At 69.8% G+C, this 18,130-nt stretch carries 16 protein-coding genes; 3 read left to right on the top strand and 13 right to left on the bottom strand.

The genetic code is table 11. The features are described from left to right. Positions 1–44: 44 nt before the first annotated feature. The 5 genes from ruvX to rpsD all read right to left on the bottom strand — a co-directional run bounded on the left by ruvX (position 45) and on the right by rpsD (position 4,888). The gene (gene ruvX, locus QIT00_RS16835; protein WP_282536091.1) at positions 45–521 is read right to left on the bottom strand and encodes a Holliday junction resolvase RuvX; all 477 of its coding nucleotides are present in this window, start codon (positions 519–521) and stop codon (positions 45–47) included. Next, positions 521–3,190 (bottom strand): alanine--tRNA ligase, encoded by a 2,670-nt coding sequence (gene alaS / locus QIT00_RS16840; RefSeq protein WP_282536092.1) that lies wholly within the window; start codon positions 3,188–3,190, stop codon positions 521–523. Before alaS ends, ruvX begins: the two co-directional genes overlap by 1 nt. After that, positions 3,190–3,510, bottom strand: coding sequence for a DUF6167 family protein (locus QIT00_RS16845; protein ID WP_282536093.1), 321 nt, complete (start codon positions 3,508–3,510; stop codon positions 3,190–3,192). The genes alaS and QIT00_RS16845 overlap by 1 nt, the downstream gene beginning before the upstream one ends. Positions 3,511–3,518: 8 nt before the next feature. Further along, entirely contained in the window at positions 3,519–3,983 is a 465-nt protein-coding gene (locus tag QIT00_RS16850) for a DUF948 domain-containing protein (RefSeq protein WP_282536094.1), read from the bottom strand. A gap of 290 nt (positions 3,984–4,273) precedes the next feature. Continuing rightward, complete coding sequence (gene rpsD, locus QIT00_RS16855; RefSeq protein WP_282536095.1) at positions 4,274–4,888, bottom strand: 30S ribosomal protein S4; 615 nt, start codon at positions 4,886–4,888, stop codon at positions 4,274–4,276. A gap of 191 nt (positions 4,889–5,079) precedes the next feature. On the opposite strand from rpsD, the gene QIT00_RS16860 reads away from it, so the two are divergent. Then, on the top strand, positions 5,080–5,769 hold the full coding sequence (locus QIT00_RS16860) for a DUF2470 domain-containing protein (RefSeq protein WP_282536096.1): 690 nt from the start codon (positions 5,080–5,082) through the stop codon (positions 5,767–5,769). A gap of 88 nt (positions 5,770–5,857) precedes the next feature. Here QIT00_RS16860 and QIT00_RS16865 read toward each other — a convergent pair whose 3' ends face one another. The 5 genes from QIT00_RS16865 to QIT00_RS16885 form a co-directional block, all read right to left on the bottom strand. Beyond that, positions 5,858–6,631 carry an HNH endonuclease family protein gene (locus QIT00_RS16865; RefSeq protein WP_282536097.1) on the bottom strand — a complete coding sequence of 258 codons (774 nt, stop codon included), beginning with the start codon at positions 6,629–6,631 and terminating at the stop codon, positions 5,858–5,860. A gap of 26 nt (positions 6,632–6,657) precedes the next feature. Next, positions 6,658–8,139: a replication-associated recombination protein A gene (locus QIT00_RS16870; RefSeq protein WP_282536098.1), complete on the bottom strand. Its 1,482-nt coding sequence runs from the start codon at positions 8,137–8,139 to the stop codon at positions 6,658–6,660. A gap of 79 nt (positions 8,140–8,218) precedes the next feature. Then, positions 8,219–8,848 (bottom strand): vitamin K epoxide reductase family protein, encoded by a 630-nt coding sequence (locus QIT00_RS16875; RefSeq protein WP_282536099.1) that lies wholly within the window; start codon positions 8,846–8,848, stop codon positions 8,219–8,221. Positions 8,849–9,188: 340 nt separating this feature from the next. Next, a complete protein-coding gene (gene hisS, locus QIT00_RS16880; RefSeq protein ID WP_282536100.1) occupies positions 9,189–10,451 on the bottom strand; it encodes a histidine--tRNA ligase in 1,263 nt (420 codons plus the stop codon). Between the two features lie 13 nt (positions 10,452–10,464). Further along, entirely contained in the window at positions 10,465–11,175 is a 711-nt protein-coding gene (locus tag QIT00_RS16885) for an MBL fold metallo-hydrolase (RefSeq protein WP_282536101.1), read from the bottom strand. 181 nt (positions 11,176–11,356) lie between these two features. On the opposite strand from QIT00_RS16885, the gene QIT00_RS16890 reads away from it, so the two are divergent. Beyond that, the gene (locus QIT00_RS16890; RefSeq protein ID WP_282536102.1) at positions 11,357–12,199 is read left to right on the top strand and encodes a peptidylprolyl isomerase; all 843 of its coding nucleotides are present in this window, start codon (positions 11,357–11,359) and stop codon (positions 12,197–12,199) included. Between the two features lie 154 nt (positions 12,200–12,353). After that, positions 12,354–13,586, top strand: coding sequence for a DUF349 domain-containing protein (locus QIT00_RS16895; protein WP_282536103.1), 1,233 nt, complete (start codon positions 12,354–12,356; stop codon positions 13,584–13,586). 92 nt (positions 13,587–13,678) lie between these two features. Here the strand turns inward: QIT00_RS16895 and QIT00_RS16900 are convergent, their stop codons facing one another. The 3 genes from QIT00_RS16900 to secF all read right to left on the bottom strand — a co-directional run bounded on the left by QIT00_RS16900 (position 13,679) and on the right by secF (position 18,129). Next, complete coding sequence (locus QIT00_RS16900) at positions 13,679–16,210, bottom strand: RelA/SpoT family protein (RefSeq protein ID WP_282536104.1); 2,532 nt, start codon at positions 16,208–16,210, stop codon at positions 13,679–13,681. 249 nt (positions 16,211–16,459) lie between these two features. Continuing rightward, positions 16,460–16,999, bottom strand: a complete 540-nt coding sequence (locus QIT00_RS16905; RefSeq protein WP_282536105.1) for an adenine phosphoribosyltransferase — start codon at positions 16,997–16,999, stop codon at positions 16,460–16,462. Then, a complete protein-coding gene (gene secF / locus QIT00_RS16910) occupies positions 16,996–18,129 on the bottom strand; it encodes a protein translocase subunit SecF (RefSeq protein WP_282536106.1) in 1,134 nt (377 codons plus the stop codon). Before secF ends, QIT00_RS16905 begins: the two co-directional genes overlap by 4 nt. Between the last annotated feature and the right edge of the window lies 1 nt (position 18,130).

Genomic DNA, 18,130 nt, shown 5'->3' on the forward strand with positions numbered 1-18,130 from the left:
TGTTCGAACGCCGCCGCATCGCGCGGAACGTTACCGTATCGCGATCAGATGACCACTTCGACGCCCTCACCCGGAGCTTTACCTGACGCCCGTTCGGACTCCAGTGCCTGTTGGAGGATGATCACGGCGGCCGCCTGGTCGATGACGGACCGGCCCTTCTTGGACTTCACGCCCGAGGCGCGCAGCCCCTGACTGGCCGTCACTGTGGTCATCCTCTCGTCCACCAGTCGCACCGGAACCGGCGCGATGCCGCGGGCGAGCTCCTGTGCGAAGCCGCGCACCTTGGCCGCGGCCGGGCCCTCGCCTCCGCTGAGGGAGCGCGGGAGCCCGACGACGACCTCGATCGGCTCGTACTCCTCGATGATCGCCTTGAGCCGACGGTGGGCGGCCGGGACATCGCGGCCCGGCACGGTCTCCACCGGGGTGGCGAGGATCCCGTCGGGGTCGCACGAGGCGACCCCGATCCGGGCGTCCCCGACGTCGATCGCGATGCGGCGGCCGCGACGGATCTCCGCGGTCATTACGCGGTCTCGGCCACGAGGCGCTCGACGGCGGCGATCGCCTCGCCGATGGCCTCCGGGTTCTGGCCTCCGCCCTGGGCGACGTCCGGCTTGCCGCCACCGCCGCCGCCGAGGGTCTTCGCGGCAGTACGGACCAGGTCGCCGGCCTTGAGGCCGCGCTCGCGGGCGGCCTCGTTGGTGGCGATGACGGTCAGCGGGCGGCCGTTGGCCGTAGTGAACAGCGCGACGACGGCCGGGCGGTCGCCAGGGATGCGGCCGCGCACGTCGAGGACCAGCTTGCGCAGGTCGTCGGCGCCTGTGCCGTCCGGCACCTGGCCGGTGGCGAGCGCGATACCGCGTACGTCCTTGGCGCCCTGGGCGAGACCGGCGGCGGCCTGCAGGACCTTCTCCGCGCGGAACTTCTCGATCTCCTTCTCGGCGTCCTTGAGCTTGCCGAGCATCGTGGAGATCTTCTCCGGCAGTTCCTCGGGACGTCCCTTGACCAGCTCCTGGAGCTGGGCGACGACCGTGTGCTCCCTGGCGAGGAAGTTGTACGCGTCGACGCCGACGAGGGCCTCGATGCGGCGCACACCCGAGCCGATGGAGGACTCGCCGAGGAGCTTCACCAGGCCCAGCTGGGCGGTGTTGTGGACGTGCGTACCGCCGCACAGCTCCTTGGAGAAGTCGCCGATGGTGACGACGCGGACCCGCTCGCCGTACTTCTCGCCGAACTCGGCGATGGCGCCCTGCTTCTTGGCCTCGTCGATGCCCATGACCTCGGCGTGCACGTCGAGTTCGCGGGAGAGGACCTCGTTGATCTTCTGCTCGACGTCCGTCAGAACCGCGCCGGGCACGGAGTTGGGCGAGCCGAAGTCGAAGCGGAAGCGGCCCGGCGAGTTCTCCGAACCGGCCTGGGCGGCGGTCGGGCCGAGCGCGTCGCGCAGCGCCTGGTGCGTGAGGTGGGTGGCGCTGTGCGCGCGGGCGATGGCGCGGCGCCGCTTCACGTCGATGGTGGCGTAACCGGAGGAGCCGACGGTGACCTCGCCGACCTGGACGGAGCCCTTGTGCACGGAGACTCCCGGCACCGGCTGCTGCACGTCGCGGACCTCGATGACGGCGCCGGTGGCGAGCTTGATGCGGCCGGTGTCGGCGAGCTGGCCACCGCCCTCGGCGTAGAACGGGGTGCGGTCGAGGACGACCTCGATCTCGTCGCCCTCCACGGCGGCCGGCGAGGGCACGCCGTCGACGAGCAGGCCGACGACGGTCGACTCGCCCTCCGTCGAGGCGTACCCGGTGAAGTCGGTGGCGCCGGCGTTGTCGGCGATCTCGCGGTACGCGGAGAGGTCGGCGTGACCGGTCTTCTTGGCCTTGGCGTCGGCCTTGGCGCGCTCCCGCTGCTCCTTCATCAGGCGCCGGAAGCCCGACTCGTCCACGGAGAGGCCCTGTTCGGCGGCCATCTCCAGGGTGAGGTCGATCGGGAAGCCCCAGGTGTCGTGGAGCAGGAACGCCTTGTCGCCGGGGAGGACCGTGTGGCCGGCGGCCTTGGTCTCGGTGACGGCGGTGTCGAGGATGTTCGTGCCGCCCTTGAGGGCCTTGAGGAAGGCGGCCTCTTCGGCGAGGGCGACGGTCTCGATGCGCTGGGCCTCGGTGGCCAGTTCGGGGTACTGCTGCCCCATGGTCTCGATGACGACGTCGACGAGGTCCTGGACGACCGGGCCGGTGGCGCCGAGCAGGCGCATGTTGCGGATGGCGCGGCGCATGATGCGGCGCAGCACATAGCCCCGGCCCTCGTTGCCGGGCGTGACGCCGTCACCGATGAGCATCACGGACGTACGGATGTGGTCGGAGACGACGCGCAGCGAGACGTCGGAGTCGGCGGCGGCGCCGTAGGCCACACCGGTCAGCTCGGTGGCCTTGTCGATCACGACACGGGAGGTGTCGATCTCGTACATGTTCTGCACGCCCTGCAGGATCATCGCGAGGCGCTCAAGGCCGAGGCCGGTGTCGATGTTCTGGCTGGGCAGGTCGCCGAGGATCTCGAAGTCGTCCTTCGAGCTGCCCTCGCCGCGCTCGTACTGCATGAAGACCAGGTTCCAGATCTCCACGTACCGCTCGTCGTTGACGGCCGGGCCGCCCTCGACGCCGAACTCGGGGCCGCGGTCGTAGTTGATCTCGGAGCAGGGGCCGCAGGGGCCGGGGACGCCCATGGACCAGTAGTTGTCCTTCTTCCCGAGGCGCTGGATGCGCTCGGCGGGGACGCCCACCTTCTCGCGCCAGATGGTCTCGGCCTCGTCGTCGTCGAGGTAGACCGTCACCCACAGGCGCTCGGGGTCGAGGCCGTAACCACCGTCCGCCACGGAGCTGGTGAGCAGCTCCCAGGCGAACTTGATGGCGCCTTCCTTGAAGTAGTCGCCGAAGGAGAAGTTGCCGCACATCTGGAAGAAGGTGCCGTGCCGCGTGGTCTTGCCGACCTCTTCGATGTCGGGCGTGCGCACGCACTTCTGCACGCTGGTCGCGCGGTCGAAGGGCGGCTTGACCTCGCCGAGGAAGTACGGCTTGAAGGGCACCATGCCCGCGGGGACGAGGAGCAGCGTCGGGTCGTCGGCGATCAGCGACGCCGACGGCACGACGGTGTGCCCACGCTCTTCGAAGAAGCGCAGCCAGCGGCGGCGGATTTCAGCCGACTCCATCAGTGGTCCTCATTCCGGTTGTACGAGTACTTCGTGTGGTTGTGGTTCTCGATCGCCACGATCCGTGCCTGCGGCGGGAGTTGGGGGAGCTCCGGGGCGTTCAGGCCCAGGGCGTCGTCCAGTTCGGCCTCGCGCTGGACCATGCCGTCGCGGACGTCGAGCGCGAAGTCCTTGAGGCGGTAGCCGGCGTCGATCGCCTTGTTCGCGGCCTGGGCCGCGAGGCTTTCGGGGGTCAGCTGCTTGAGCTTGCGGTTGACCTTGGTGGTGGCCCACACACCGGCGGCTGCGCCTGCGGTGAACCAGAACGTACGGCGGAACATCGGCGGCCTCAGTCCTTCTTGCTCCGGTTGCCCCAGCTACTCCTGCCCCGGCGGGAGGAAGGCACCGTTCGCCCCACGATCACGGTACGTCTGGAGCTCTTCGCGGGCACGTCATTTGCCTCGGGGGCTCCCTTGCGGCCGATGGCCCGGCGCACTCCGTACCCGAAGGCGGCGACCTTGACCAAGGGGCCGCCGAACGTCGACGCGACGGTGGTCGACAGGGCCGAGGCGTTGGAGGTGACTTCCTGGACGTCCGTGGCGATGGCGTCGACGCGGTCGAGCTGGGTCTGCGCGGAGCGGACCGTCGCGGACGCGTCCGCGAGCAGCGGTACGGCCTGTTCGGTCACATCCGCGACAAGCTTGGTGGTCGCCTTGAGCGTCTGGGCCAGTCTCACCAGGGCGACGGCGAGGAAGGAGACCAGGATCGCCCAGAACACCGCCACCAGGATGCCGGCCACCTCACCACCGGTCACTGCGCACCGCTCCCTGGATCATTGGGGTCTAAGGGGTCTTCGAAAGTCGTCGTCCGACCTTATCGCGCCGGGCCCCACGCTCCGTACGCCTGTGGATAACTCCGGACGCAGCCACTTCGGGACTGCGCCGTCGCCGTTGATTGGGGCCGTCGCCGTTGGTTGGGCCCGTCGCCGTTGCTTGGGGCCGTCGACACCGCTTCGGGCCGTACGTGCGAAGGCCCGCCGCTCCCTCCGCCGGGAAGGGCGGGGATGCGGCGGGCCGTGCGCGCTGGGTCGCTACGCCTGCTGGATCAGCGGGCGTAGTACTCGACGACGAGCTGCTCGTCGCAGATGACCGGGATCTCCTTGCGGTTCGGGTCGCGGTCCAGGCGGAAGGCCAGGGCCTTCAGGTTGACCTGGAGGTAGCGCGGGGTCTCACCCTCGGTGTCGTAGCCACCCTCGCGCGCGACCTGGAAGGGGACCTTCGAGCGGGAGCGCTCGCGCACGGTCACGACGTCGTCGGGACGGACGCGGAAGGACGGCTTGTCGACCTTCTTGCCGTTGACCTCGATGTGGCCGTGGACGACCATCTGGCGGGCCTGGTAGATGGTGCGGGCGATGCCCGAACGCAGGACCAGGGCGTCGAGGCGACGCTCGAGCTCGATGACCAGGGCCTCACCGGTCTTGCCCTGGGTCTTGGCGGCACGCTCGTAGGCGCGGACGAGCTGACGCTCGGACACGTCGTACTGCGCGCGCAGACGCTGCTTCTCGAGCAGACGGACCTTGTAGTCCGAGTTCTGCTTGCGGCCACGGCCGTGCTCGCCCGGCGGGTACGGACGGGCCTCGAAGTACTTGACGGCCTTCGGCGTCAGGGCAATGCCGAGCGCACGAGACTTCTTGACCTTGGGACGCGACTGGTTAGGCACGTTCTCCAGACCTCCGAAATAGGTTAGGTTAGGCTCACCTTACTAAGGGAGATCGCATGTCTCGCCGTGGGAACACCAGTCACGTCACGGACAGCACAGAGAAAACCGACGCCGACTCAAGGGGCATCGATATGACGGAGGTCCGATCAGATCGTGGTCAGCCGCGTCCCAGCGGGCTTGAAACCATCCGGATGCCGTCAGCAGCCGAACGCACACGAACTCTCGTACAGAGTACATGCTCCGGAGTGCTGCTCTCCCCGGGGGTGCACGGGGCCCTGCCCGACCACCTGGTCGCGGACGAGCGCACGGTCGGGCCCGACGGCGACGTCTACCTGGTCTTCCCGGCCGACTCCCCCGTCGTACGGGCCGCGACGCACGCGCAGGACGACGAGCTGCCCGCCGTGCTTGAGATCACGGACGTCGCTCCGGTCTCCGTCCCCCACCGTATCCGGGGCCGCGCCTGGATCTCCGGCTGGCTGACCCGGGCGCCGGACCTCGCAGAGCCGGGGCGGATGACGCTGCGCCTGGAGGTCGGCGAGACCTCGGTGGACGATCTGTGGGGCGCCGAGAGCGTGGAGCCGGAGGACTTCGCGCGGGCGGTCGCGGACCCGCTGGCGCCGTACGAGGCGGAGCTGCTGCAGCATCTGCACGCTGCCCACGAGGACCAGGTGCAGCTGCTGACCGCGCTGCTCGGACACCGCTCCTCGCTGCCGGGGCGCGCGGTGCCGGTGGCCCTGGACCGGTGCGGGCTGCGGGTGCGGTTCGTCGGGGAGCGGGACGCGGCGACGTTCGACGCGCGCTTCGACTTTCCCGAGCCGGTACGGGACGTGGTCGGTCTTCGGCGCGCGATGCACCGGCTCTTCGAGGCCGCCGCGCAGTGAACTCCCCTTCCCCGGCCGTTAGGGCCCATCTCCTTCCCCGGCGGCCAGGGCCCGTCTCCCCGATCTTCGCGGACCAGGCCGCGGGGCCCTAGCCGGGGCAGGTGGACAGCATGTTCCGCAGCGAGCGCTTCTCCGGCTCGGTGACCGTGAGCCGGTATCTGGCCTTGATCGCGGTCCAGCGTCGCGCGTACTCACAGCGGTACGCCCGCCGCGGCTGCCACTTGTCGGGGGTCTTGCTGCTCTTGTCGGCGTTGGCCTGTTTGTCGACGGCCAGCAGGACGTCGAGGTCGTTCGCGTAGTTCAGGCGCTGCCGCGGGGTCCAGGCCCACGCGCCGGCCCGCCAGGCGGCGCCGAGCGCGACGACGTGGTCGGTCTCGATCCGCGACGCCCTGCGGTAGTGGTACGGCAGCTGTTTTCCGGTGTACGGATCGTCGAGCGTGCCGGAGAGCACCACGCACGGGTTCCGGTCGCCTTCGCGCAGCTCCTTCAGATCGCGGCGGAGCACGTCGTCCCGGGTGTCACAGCCGTTGCGCCCGCCCGGCACGTCCACCTCGTCGGACCAGGTCGCGCCGAACTCCGCGCGCCGGTACGTCTGCCAGTTCCTGCCCCGGGCGACGTCGAGCCGGGCCAGTTGATCGCGGGCGGTGGCGGCGGTGGGCGGGAAGCCCTGTGCGTTCCGTTCCGGCGTGGGCGGCAGGCTGTTGGGTCTCGGGGCGGGCCGGGTGCCGTTCGGGGTGCCGGCCTGTGCGGACGGCTCGTTGAACCGGGAGTCGGCGCGCTCCACCTGCAGCGGTGTGCAGGCCGCGGCCAGCGCGGCCACGGCGAGCAGGGCGGCGACCGGTCCGGTTGCGCGTGCTCGCATGGGCCGAGCGTAGGCCGGGGTCCGGGCTACTGCGCGTCGGCTGATTCCTCGGTTCCGGCCTTGGACTGGGCGTGGGGCTCGGCCTGGGGCTCGGCCTTGCCCGGCGACTCCTCCGGGCCCTTCTTCGGGCCCTTCTTCGGGGCCGGTCTCTCGGTCCGGGTCTCACCGCGCAGGCGCTCGCGGACCCGGTCGGCCACATCCGCGTACCGCGCCTCCGCGCCGTACCGCGTCGGTTGGTAGTAGCGCCTGCCGTGGATGGCGTCCGGGGCGTACTGCTGGGCCGCGATGCCGCCCGGGACGTCGTGCGGATACACGTACCCCTGTGCGTGACCGAGTTTGGCCGCTCCCTTGTAGTGGCCGTCGCGCAGGTGCGGCGGGACGGGGCCGGCCAGTCCCTTGCGTACGTCTTCGAGGGCCGCGCCGATCGCGGTCGTCGCGGCGTTGGACTTCGGGGCGAGGGCCAGGGCGATCGTGGCGTGGCTCAGGGTCAGCGCGGCCTCGGGGAAACCGATCATGGCTACGGCCTGGGCGGCGGCGACCGCGGTCGGCAACGCCGTGGGGTCGGCGAGGCCGATGTCCTCCGAGGCGGAGATCATCAGGCGGCGGGCGATGAACCGGGGGTCCTCGCCCGCCTCGATCATCCGGGCCAGGTAGTGCAGTGCCGCGTCCACGTCCGAACCTCGGATGGACTTGATCAGGGCGCTCGCCACGTCGTAGTGCTGGTCGCCGTCCCGGTCGTACTTCACCGCCGCGCGGTCGACCGACTCCTCCAGGGTCTGCAGCGTGATCTCCTGCTCGCCCTTGGACAGCGCCGAGCCGGCCCCGGCCTCCAGGGCGGTCAGGGCGCGGCGGGCGTCGCCGCCGGCGATCCGCAGGAGGTGCGCCTCGGCGTCGGCCGGCAGCGTGACCGCGCCGCCGAGACCGCGCTCCTCCGCTATGGCGCGGTGCTGCAGCGCGCGCAGGTCGTCGTCCGTGAGGGGTTCGAGCGTGAGGAGGAGCGAGCGGGAGAGGAGCGGGGAGATCACCGAGAAGTACGGGTTCTCCGTCGTCGCCGCGATGAGCGTGACCCAGCGGTTCTCCACGGCGGGCAGCAGGGAGTCCTGCTGGGCCTTGCTGAAGCGGTGGATCTCGTCGAGGAAGAGGACGGTCTCCTTGCCGAAGCCGCCGGTGGCACGGCGGGCGCCGTCGATCACGGCGCGCACTTCCTTGACGCCCGCGGTGATCGCGGAGAGCTCCACGAAGCGCTTGTTCGTCGCTTTCGAGACGACGTAGGCGAGCGTCGTCTTGCCCGTGCCCGGCGGGCCCCACAGGATCACCGACGAAGGTCCGGCCGGGCCTCCACCGCCCTCGCCGACGAGTCTGCGCAGCGGCGAGCCGGGCTTCAACAGGTGCTGCTGCCCCACGACTTCGTCGAGCGTGCGCGGGCGCATGCGCACGGCCAGGGGGCTGCTCGCCGGGTCCTTCTCCTGGCGTTCTTCGGCTGCGGCGGTAAAGAGGTCTGGCTCCACGTGAACGACCCTATGTCACCCCACTGACAACGCTCCCCGCGCAGTCGTCGGCCGAAGGAGATCCCCGTTCAGCCAGCCATCAGCTGGTCCAGAAGTCCCACCAGCGGGTCAGGATCAGCATGCCGATGATCCCGACGTGCAGCACCGGCAGGACCCAGGTGAACTCGTCGAAGAACGTCCGCAGCCCGCTCGGCGCCGGCAGCATCCCGTGCCGGACGTTGTGCCCGGTCACGTACCAGAACATGACGATGGTGGCGACCCACGCGAGGCAGCACCACAGGCACAGCGCGTTGATGTTGTACAGCGACTGGTACATCAGCCAGGTGCAGAAAGCGACGCCGAACAGCATCCCGGCGTTCAGCGTCAGCCAGTACCACCGCGGGAACCGCGCCCGGGCGAGCAGGCTCATGCCGACGCACACCACGATCCCGTACGTCACGAGACCCAGCATCGGGTTGGGGAAGCCGAAGACCGACGCCTGCTCGCTCTCCATGATCGAGCCGCAGGACACCACCGGGTTGAGGCTGCAGCCGGGCGTGAAGTTCGGGTCCTCGAGGAGCTTGAACTTGTCGAGCGTGATGACCCAGGCCGCGAGCACACCGGCGGCCCCGGTGATCACCAGCAGCAGCGCCAAACCACGGCTGCCGCCTACAGAACGGGGAGCGTCCGCCTGCTCCCGACCGTCCGGGCCGCCGTCCTTCGCAGACATCGTTTCGCTCATCACGCCGTTTCCGTCGCTAGTGGTGGGGGGCTTACAGGACCGGTGAGTCACAGGCGCCCACAGACACGCTCATTGTGCCGCACGAGGCTGTGCGTCCACCGTTCGATGGACATAAGGATGGACAGATGGACAGAAGGAAGGGCGCCTCCGCAGGAAGGGCGCCTCCGCAAGAAGGGCGCCTCCGCCTCGTCCGGGGCCGTCGAAGCCCTACGGATCCGCGGCCGTCGAAGTCACCCGAGTCCCATCCGTGGGGGCAGCGGAACGCACCCCGGCAACGGCGAGGGCCCCGGGTGCCGTTCCGCACCCGGGGCCCTCAACTCCGTACGCCCTAGCCGAGCTTGGCCTTCAGCACCTCGGCGATCGCATCGGACGCGACGGCCTCCTGCTCGCCCGACTCCATGTCCTTGAGCTGGACGACGCCCTCCGCGAGGTCGCGTTCGCCGGCCACGATCGCGTACCGCGCGCCACTGCGGTTGGCGTTCTTCATCGCGCCCTTGAGGCCCTTGCCGCCGTAGGAGAAGTCGGCCGCGACGCCCGCCTTGCGGAGTTCGGTGACGACGCCGAACAGGACGCGGCGCGCCTCCTCGCCGAGCGGGACCGCGAACACGCTGGTGGCGGCGGGCAGTTCGAGCTCCACGCCCTCCGCCTCGAGCGCGAGCACCGTACGGTCCACGCCCAGGGCCCAGCCGACGGACGGCAGCGTGGGGCCGCCGATCATCTCGGACAGGCCGTCGTAGCGGCCGCCGCCGCCCACCGCGGACTGCGAGCCGAGGCCGTCGTGGACGAACTCGAAGGTCGTGCGCGTGTAGTAGTCCAGGCCGCGCACCAGCTTCTCGTCGTCCTCGAAGGCGACGCCCGCCGCGGTGATCAGGGCGCGCACCTCCTCGTGGTACGTCTTGCACGCGTCGCACAGGTAGTCGCGAAGGACCGGCGCGCCCACCAGCTTCTTCTGCACGTCGGCCCGCTTGTCGTCGAGGACGCGCAGCGGGTTGATCTCCGCGCGGCGCAGGGTCTCCTCGTCGAGGTCGAGGCCGCGCAGGAAGTCCTGGAGGGCAGCGCGGTAGACGGGACGGCACTCCTTGTCCCCCAGGGAGTTGAGCAGGATGCGGAAGTTCCGCAGCCCGAGCGCGCGGTACGCCTGGTCGGCCAGGATGATCAACTCGGCGTCCAGGGCCGGGTCCTCGGACCCGATCGCCTCGGCGCCGACCTGGGAGAAGTGGCGGTAACGGCCCTTCTGCGGACGCTCGTAGCGGTAGTACGAGCCCGAGTACCAGAGCTTGACCGGGAGGTTGCCCGCCTTGTGCAGGTTGGCCTCCAGGGCGGCGCGGAGCACGGAAGCGGTGCCCTCCGGGCGCAGCGCGAGCTGGTCGCCGCCCTTGGTCTCGAAGGCGTACATCTCCTTGGTGACGATGTCGGTGGACTCGCCGACGCCGCGCGCGAACAGCTCGACGTTCTCGAAGCCGGGCGTCTCGATGTAGCCGTAGCCGGAGTTCTTCAGCGGCGCGGAGATGGCCTCGCGCACGGCGAGGTACTTGGCGCTGTCCGGCGGGATCAGGTCGTACGTGCCCTTGGGGGCCTGAAAAGTGCTCACGGGAAAACTCTCGTCACATTCCTCGTCGAGGAGCCTGCTGTGCGGCTCCCTGGCCTGCGGCCACCTGGCGCAGATACGGATTGGTGGCGCGCTCCTGGCCGATGGTCGTCTGGGGACCGTGCCCGGACAGGACCACGGTCGAGTCGTCGAGCGGCAGGCACACGCGGCCCAGCGACTCGAGCATGTCGTCCATGTCACCGCCGGGCAGGTCGGTGCGTCCGATGGAGCCGGCGAAGAGCAGATCGCCCGAGAAGAAGACGGACGGGATGTCCGCGGCCTCGGGCATCCGGAAGGTCACCGACCCCTTCGTATGCCCCGGCGCGTGCGCGACGGAGAAGTCGAGGCCGGCCAGCCGCAGGCGGGCGCCGTCGGTCAACTCCTGCACGTCGTCCGGCTCCCCCACGGTCAGCTCGCCCATCAGCGGCATGCCGATGGAGCGGCCGATCCCCTTCTCGGGGTCGCTCATCATGTACCGGTCCTCGGGGTGGATCCAGGCGGGAACGTCATGCGCTCCGCAGACCGGGACGACCGAGGCGACATGGTCGATGTGGCCATGGGTGAGGACGACCGCCACGGGCTTGAGCCGATGCTTCTTGAGTGCTTCCTCGACGCCTTCGGCGGCCTGGTGGCCGGGGTCGATGATCACGCACTCCTCGCCTGCGGCCGGGGCGACCAGATAGCAGTTGGTCCCCCAGGCTCCGGCGGGGAACCCGGCAATCAGCACGTTCGTCCTTAAGGGTGGTCCGACGGGAAGGTGCGGCGGTTCACCGGCCGAAGGCGGCGGCGACACCAGATCGCAATACACGCAGCCTACCGGCGCTGCTCGGCACACAGCTAACCCATATACGGTACGGGGCAAGCTCAGGCGGTCAGACCGTTCACGATGCGTACAAGGAGAAGACCCGGTGGTCAGCAACGATCAGCGGCGGCGTCAGCTCGCCCGGGAGAAGTTCGCTCGTCAGCAGGAGCGGCGGGAGACAGCGCGGCGCAAGGCGAAGCGCCGTAACGCGATCATCGCCGCCTCGCTCGCGGTGGTGCTCGCGGCGAGCGGCGGTGCGGTGGCCGCGGGCGCCTTCACGGGCGACGACGGCAAGGAGAACACGGACGCGGAGGCCGCGCCGTCCTCCAGCCCGCCGGTCAAGGACCCGTGCGAGAAGCCGGCGCCGGGCAAGGTCGAGAAGCTGAGCTACAAGAAGGAGCCGAAGCTCAGCATCGACAAGTCCGCCGACTACACGATGAGTCTGGCCACGACCTGCGGTGACATCGACATCGACCTGAAGGCCTCGGCCGCGCCGCACACGGTGAACTCGTTCGACTTCCTGGTGAACAAGGGCTACTTGGACCACACGAAGTGCCACCGCCTCACCAACCAGGGCATCTACGTCCTGCAGTGCGGCGACCCGAAGGGGGACGGAACGGGCGGCCCCGGCTACACGATTCCGGACGAGAACCTGAAGGACAAGAGCCTCAAGGGCAACGTGTACCCGGCGGGCACGGTCGCGATGGCGAACCAGTACAACCCGCAGGACGGCAAGGGCCGCGACACCGGCGGCAGCCAGTTCTTCCTCGTCTACCAGGACAGCCAGCTGCCGCCCGACTACACGCCCTTCGGGACGGTCTCGAAGTCCGGCATGAAGGTCCTGAAGAAGATCGCCGACGCGGGCGCCACAGCACCCGACCCGACCACGGGCAATACCGCCCCGAACGCCACGGTGGTGATCGACAAGGCGACCGTCAGGAAGTCTTGACCAGCGGGGCAAGTTGGGTAGTGCTGGATGCGGACAGCCGCCCTGCTCGTCGCCTATGTTGGCGTTGTGCAGGGCGCCGTGTGCGGCTGCTCTGAAGAAACTGTGGACGATGCCCCGGGCAACCCCCGCGCAGGCATCATGTGGAGGAGGCGCTGTGAGCAGCGACCCGTGGGGCCGCGTCGACGAGGCGGGGACCGTGTACGTGCGTACGGCCGACGGAAGCGAGCGAGTCGTCGGCTCGTGGCAGGCAGGCTCGCCCGACGAGGCCCTTGCCTACTTCAAGCGCAAGTACGACGGCCTGGTCGTGGAGATTGGCCTTCTCGAGCGCCGGGTACAGACCACGGACCTGTCGGCCAAGGACGCGACGACCGCCATCGAGCACCTGCGCGAGCAGATCACCGACGCGCACGCGGTGGGTGACCTGGACTCCCTGGCCAAGCGGCTCGACAAGCTGGTGGAGAGCGTCGAGGCCCGGCGCGAGGAGCGCAAGGTCCAGAAGGCGAAGCAGGCGGACGAGGCCAAGCACGCCAAGGAGGCCCTGGTCGCCGAGGCCGAGGAGCTGGCCCAGAGCGAGCAGTGGCGGGCGGCCGGCGAGCGGCTGCGCGCCCTTGTGGACACCTGGAAGGGTCTGCCGCGGCTCGACCGCAAGTCGGACGACGAGCTGTGGCACCGCTTCTCGCACGCGCGCTCCGCCTTCTCCAAGCGCCGCAAGGCCCACTTCGCGGCGCTCGACGCCCAGCGCGAGGAGGCCCGCAAGGCCAAGGAGCGGCTGGTCTCCGAGGCCGAGGCGCTGTCCGACTCCAAGGACTGGGGCCCGACGGCCGCGCGGTACCGCGAGCTGATGGCCGAGTGGAAGGCCGTCGGCCGCGCCCAGCGCGAGCACGAGGACGACCTGTGGAACCGCTTCCGCGGCGCGCAGGACGTGTTCTTCAAGGCCCGCAGTGAGATCTTCGCCGAGCGGGACGCGGAGCAGGCGGAGAACCTCAAGCTCAAGGAGGCGCTCGCCGACGAGGCCGAGCAGCTTCTCCCGATCACCGATCTGAAGGCGGCCCGCGCCGCGTTCCGCGCGATCAACGAGCGCTGGGAGGCCATCGGCCACGTCCCGCGTGACGCCCGCCCGAAGGTCGAGGGCCGGATGCACGCCGTGGAGCGGGCGATGCAGGACTCCGAGGAAGCGGAGTGGCGGCGTACGAACCCGGAGGCACGCGCGCGTGCCGAGGGGCTCACGGGCCAGCTGCAGGCCGCGGTCGACAAGCTCAAGGGCCAGATCGAGACGGCCCGCTCGCAAGGCAACAACTCCCGCGCCGACAAGCTCCAGAAGGAGCTCGACGGCCGGCAGGCGCTGCTGGAGCAGGCGCTTAAGGGACTGCACGAGTTCGGCGGCTGAGGCCGACTCCGCGGACCTCTCTGGTACGTACGAAAAGGGCTTCCGTACTTCGCGTACGGGAGCCCTTTTCGTTGGCTTACGTGCTTACGTGCTTACGGTCTGCGGGCCGACGTCACGCGGTACACGTCGTAGACGCCTTCCACTCCCCTGACCGCCTTGAGCACATGGCCCAGGTGCTTGGGGTCGCCCATCTCGAAGGTGAAGCGGGACGTGGCGACGCGGTCGCGGGAGGTCTGGACGGCCGCGGACAGGATGTTCACGTGCTGGTCGGACAGGACGCGCGTGACGTCCGAGAGGAGCCGGGAGCGGTCCAGGGCCTCGACCTGTATGGCGACGAGGAACACCGAGGACTGGGTCGGCGCCCACTCGACCTCGAGGATCCGCTCGGGCTGCTGCGACAGCGAGTCGACGTTGACGCAGTCCGCGCGGTGCACGGAGACGCCGCTGCCGCGGGTCACGAAGCCGATGATGGGGTCGCCCGGCACCGGGGTGCAGCAGCGGGCGAGCTTGACCCACACGTCCTCGACGCCCTTGACCATGACGCCCGGGTCGGCGTTCGCGCGGCGCTTGCTGCGGCCGCGCACCGGGGTGGCCGTCTCGGCGATGTCCTCGCCGGCCGCCTCCTCGCCGCCCATGGCCTGGACGAGCTTCTGCACGACGTTCTGCGCGGAGACATGGCTCTCGCCGATCGCCGCGTACAGCGAGGAGATGTCCGGGTAGCGCATTTCGTGCGCCATCGTGACGAGGGAGTCGCCCGTGAGGATCCGCTGGATCGGCAGGTTCTGCTTGCGCATCGCGCGGACGATGGCGTCCTTGCCCTGCTCTATGGCCTCGTCGCGCCGCTCCTTGGAGAACCAGGCACGGATCTTGTTGCGCGCCCGCGGCGACTTGACGAAGCCCAGCCAGTCACGGGACGGGCCGGCGCCGGGCGCCTTGGAGGTGAAGACCTCCACCAGGTCGCCGTTGTCCAGAGTGGATTCGAGCGGTACGAGGCGGCCGTTGACCCGGGCTCCTATGGTGCGGTGGCCCACCTCGGTGTGCACCGCGTACGCGAAGTCCACGGGGGTCGCGCCGGCCGGGAGCGCTATGACGTCGCCCTTCGGCGTGAAGACGAAGACCTCGTTGCGCGAGAGGTCGAAGCGCAGGGACTCCAGGAACTCGCCGGGGTCCTCGGTCTCCTTCTGCCAGTCGAGGAGCTGGCGCAGCCACGCCATGTCGTTGAGGTGGTCGTCCTTGGCGCCGCCCTTGGGGGCGTCCGAGCGGACCTTGGAGGCACCGGCCACGGCCTCCTGCTTGTACTTCCAGTGCGCCGCGATGCCGTACTCGGCGCGGCGGTGCATGTCGAACGTGCGGATCTGCAGCTCGACGGGCTTGCCGTTGGGGCCGATCACCGTGGTGTGCAGCGACTGGTACATGTTGAACTTGGGCATCGCGATGTAGTCCTTGAACCGGCCGGGGACCGGGTTCCATCGCGCGTGCACCGTGCCGAGTGCGGCGTAGCAGTCCCGCACTGTGTCGACCAGGACACGGATGCCCACCAGGTCGTAGATCTCCGCGAAGTCACGGCCGCGGACGATCATCTTCTGGTAGACGCTGTAGTAGTGCTTCGGGCGGCCGGTGACGGTGGCCTTGATGCGGGCGGCGCGCAGGTCGGCCTGGACCTCGTCGGTCACTATGGCCAGGTACTCGTCGCGCTTGGGGGCCCGCTCGGCGACGAGGCGGACGATTTCGTCGTACATCTTGGGGTAGAGGATCGCGAAGGCGAGGTCCTCCAGCTCCCACTTGATGGTGTTCATGCCCAGTCGGTGCGCCAACGGGGCGTAGATCTCCAGGGTTTCGCGGGCCTTCTTCTCCTGCTTCTCGCGCTTGAGGTACCGCATCGTGCGCATGTTGTGCAGGCGGTCGGCGAGCTTGATGACCAGGACGCGCGGGTCCTTGGCCATGGCGACGACCATCTTGCGGACGGTCTCGGCCTGCGCTGCCTCGCCGAACTTGACCTTGTCCAGCTTCGTGACGCCGTCGACGAGCAGCGCGACCTGGTCGCCGAAGTCCCGGCGGAGGGTGTCCAGGCCGTACTCGGTGTCCTCGACCGTGTCGTGCAGCAGGCCCGCCATCAGCGTGGCCGGGTCCATGCCGAGCTCGGCGAGGATCGTGGTGACGGCGAGGGGGTGCGTGATGTACGGATCGCCGCTCTTGCGCTTCTGGCCTCGGTGCCAGCGCTCGGCGACCTGGTAGGCACGCTCGATCTGGCGGAGCGTCGACGTCTCGATCTTCGGGTCGTTGCTCCGCACTATCCGCAGCAGCGGCTCGAGCACCGGGTTGTACGGGTTCGAGCGCTGCACGCCGAGGCGGGCGAGGCGGGCTCGTACGCGGTTGGAGGAGGCGGAGCGCGACTGGTTCGCCGCGGCCGGGCGCATCGCCGGGGTCTGGCTCGCGGGGCCCTTGGCGGGCGGCGCGGGATTCGGCGCCGGGCGGGGCTTTTCGGCCACCGGGTCGGTCTTCGGCTCGGGTGCCTGCTTCTTCTCACTCGCGGCGGGCATGGCAGCGGACGCCGCGGCCGATTCGGCCGGCTGGTCGGGCTCGGGCTGCGCGGCGGCGAGTGGCTGACGGGCCTCGTCTGGCAAGAGTGCTCCTCATGCAGGGTCCGGCCCCCCGATCAGGTCCGGACTGCCATGGTATCGATCCTCGCGCTTCGGCTCGTCCCCACTGTGGATAACCCTCCCGCAGGGCCGTGGACGGTCGGGCCTCGGGGGCACGCGAAGGGCGGGCGCCCGGACTGTGCCGGGTGCCCGCCCTTGGCTCGATCGTGCCGGTCGGAGGACGACCGGAACCTGATCAGGGGTGATCGGACAGCGCGTCTGGTCAGGGGGCGATCAGACGGTGAGCAGCGCCTCCAGCGGGGCTCCCTGGAGCGCGGGCTCAAGGCGTGCCCTGCCACCGAGGAAGCCGAGCTCCATCAGGACGGCGAGGCCCGCCACCTCGGCTCCCGCACGGCGGATGAGCTGCAGCGAGGCCTCGGCGGTGCCGCCGGTCGCCAGGACGTCGTCGATGACCAGGACGCGGTCGCCCGCGGCCAGGTCCTCGGCGTGCACCTCGATCTCGGCCTGGCCGTACTCCAGCTCGTAACGCTGGGCGAGCGTCGCTCCGGGGAGCTTGCCCGCCTTGCGTACGGGGATGAAGCCCACGCCCGCACGGACCGCGACCGGGGCCGCGAGGATGAATCCGCGCGCCTCCAGGCCGACGATCTTCGTCGCGCCCTGCGCGACGCAGAGGTCGGCGAGGGCTCCCGTGAGCGCCGAGAACGCCGTCGGGTCCGCGAGCAGCGGGGTGATGTCCTTGAACATCACCCCGGCCTGCGGGTAGTCCGGGACGTCCCGGATCCGGCTGAGCAGCAGTTCCTTGATGTCGGTCATCGGCGCTTCCCGGAGGGACGGCCGCGACCGCGGTTGCGGGCCTGCGGCTGGGTGCGGCGCTGGCCGACGACGCCCCACGCGGCACCGGCGGGGGCGACGTCCTCCGGGCCCGGGCCGGCCGGCTCCTCGTCCTGGCCCGCGGCCTGCGACTCGCTCTTCGCGGCGGCCTGCGCGCGCTTGGCGAGCACCCGCTTCTTGAGCGCCTTCATCTGCGGCTCGCGCTCCTTGAGGTCGGCGACGAGCGGCGTGGCGATGAAGATCGAGGAGTACGCACCGGCGGCGAGGCCGACGAACAGCGAGAGCGAGATGTCGTTCAGCATGCCGGCGCCGAGGACACCGCCACCGATGAACAACAGGCCCGCCACCGGCAGGAGCGCGACCACCGTGGTGTTGATGGAGCGCACCAGGGTGCTGTTGATGGAGAGGTTGGCGACCTCGCTGTAGGTCTGCTTGGTCTGCTTGGTGATCCCCTTCGACTGTTCCTTCAGGGAGTCGAAGACGACGACCGTGTCGTACAGCGAGTAGCCGAGGATGGTCAGCAGACCGATCACCGTGCCCGGGGTGACTTCGAAGCCCACCAGGGCGTAGATACCGACGGTGATGGTGATGTCGTGGATCAGGGCGATCAGGGCCGCGACGGCCATGCGCCACTCGAAGGCGATCGCCAGGTAGATCACGCAGAGGATCATGAAAACGCCGAGGCCCATCCAGGCCTTGTTGGCGATCTGCGCGCCCCAACTGGGGCCGACCAGCTCGGCGTTGATGTCGTTCGCCGGAACCTTGAGGTCCGTGGCGAGCTCTGCCTTGATCTGGTCGGACTTGGCGGTGTCGACGCCGCTGACCTGGATGCGGACGCCACCGCTGCCCAGCTTCTGGACGATGACCTGGTGTCCGGAGGCCTCTTCGGCCGCTTCCTGGGCCTGCGCGACGGAGGCCTCGGTCTTGGGCGTCGTGAAGACGGCGCCGCCCTTGAACTCGATGCCCAGGTTCAGACCCTGCACCGCCAGGGCCACGACGGCCGTGATGGTGATGAGGATCGAGACGCCGTACCAGACCTTCCGCTTGCCGATGAAGTCGTACCCGACTTCGCCGCGGTAGAGCCGGGCGCCGAGGTTGCCGAGCTTCGACATC

Source organism: Streptomyces luteolus (assembly GCF_029968015.1).
Taxonomy (GTDB): Bacteria; Actinomycetota; Actinomycetes; order Streptomycetales; family Streptomycetaceae; genus Streptomyces; species Streptomyces luteolus.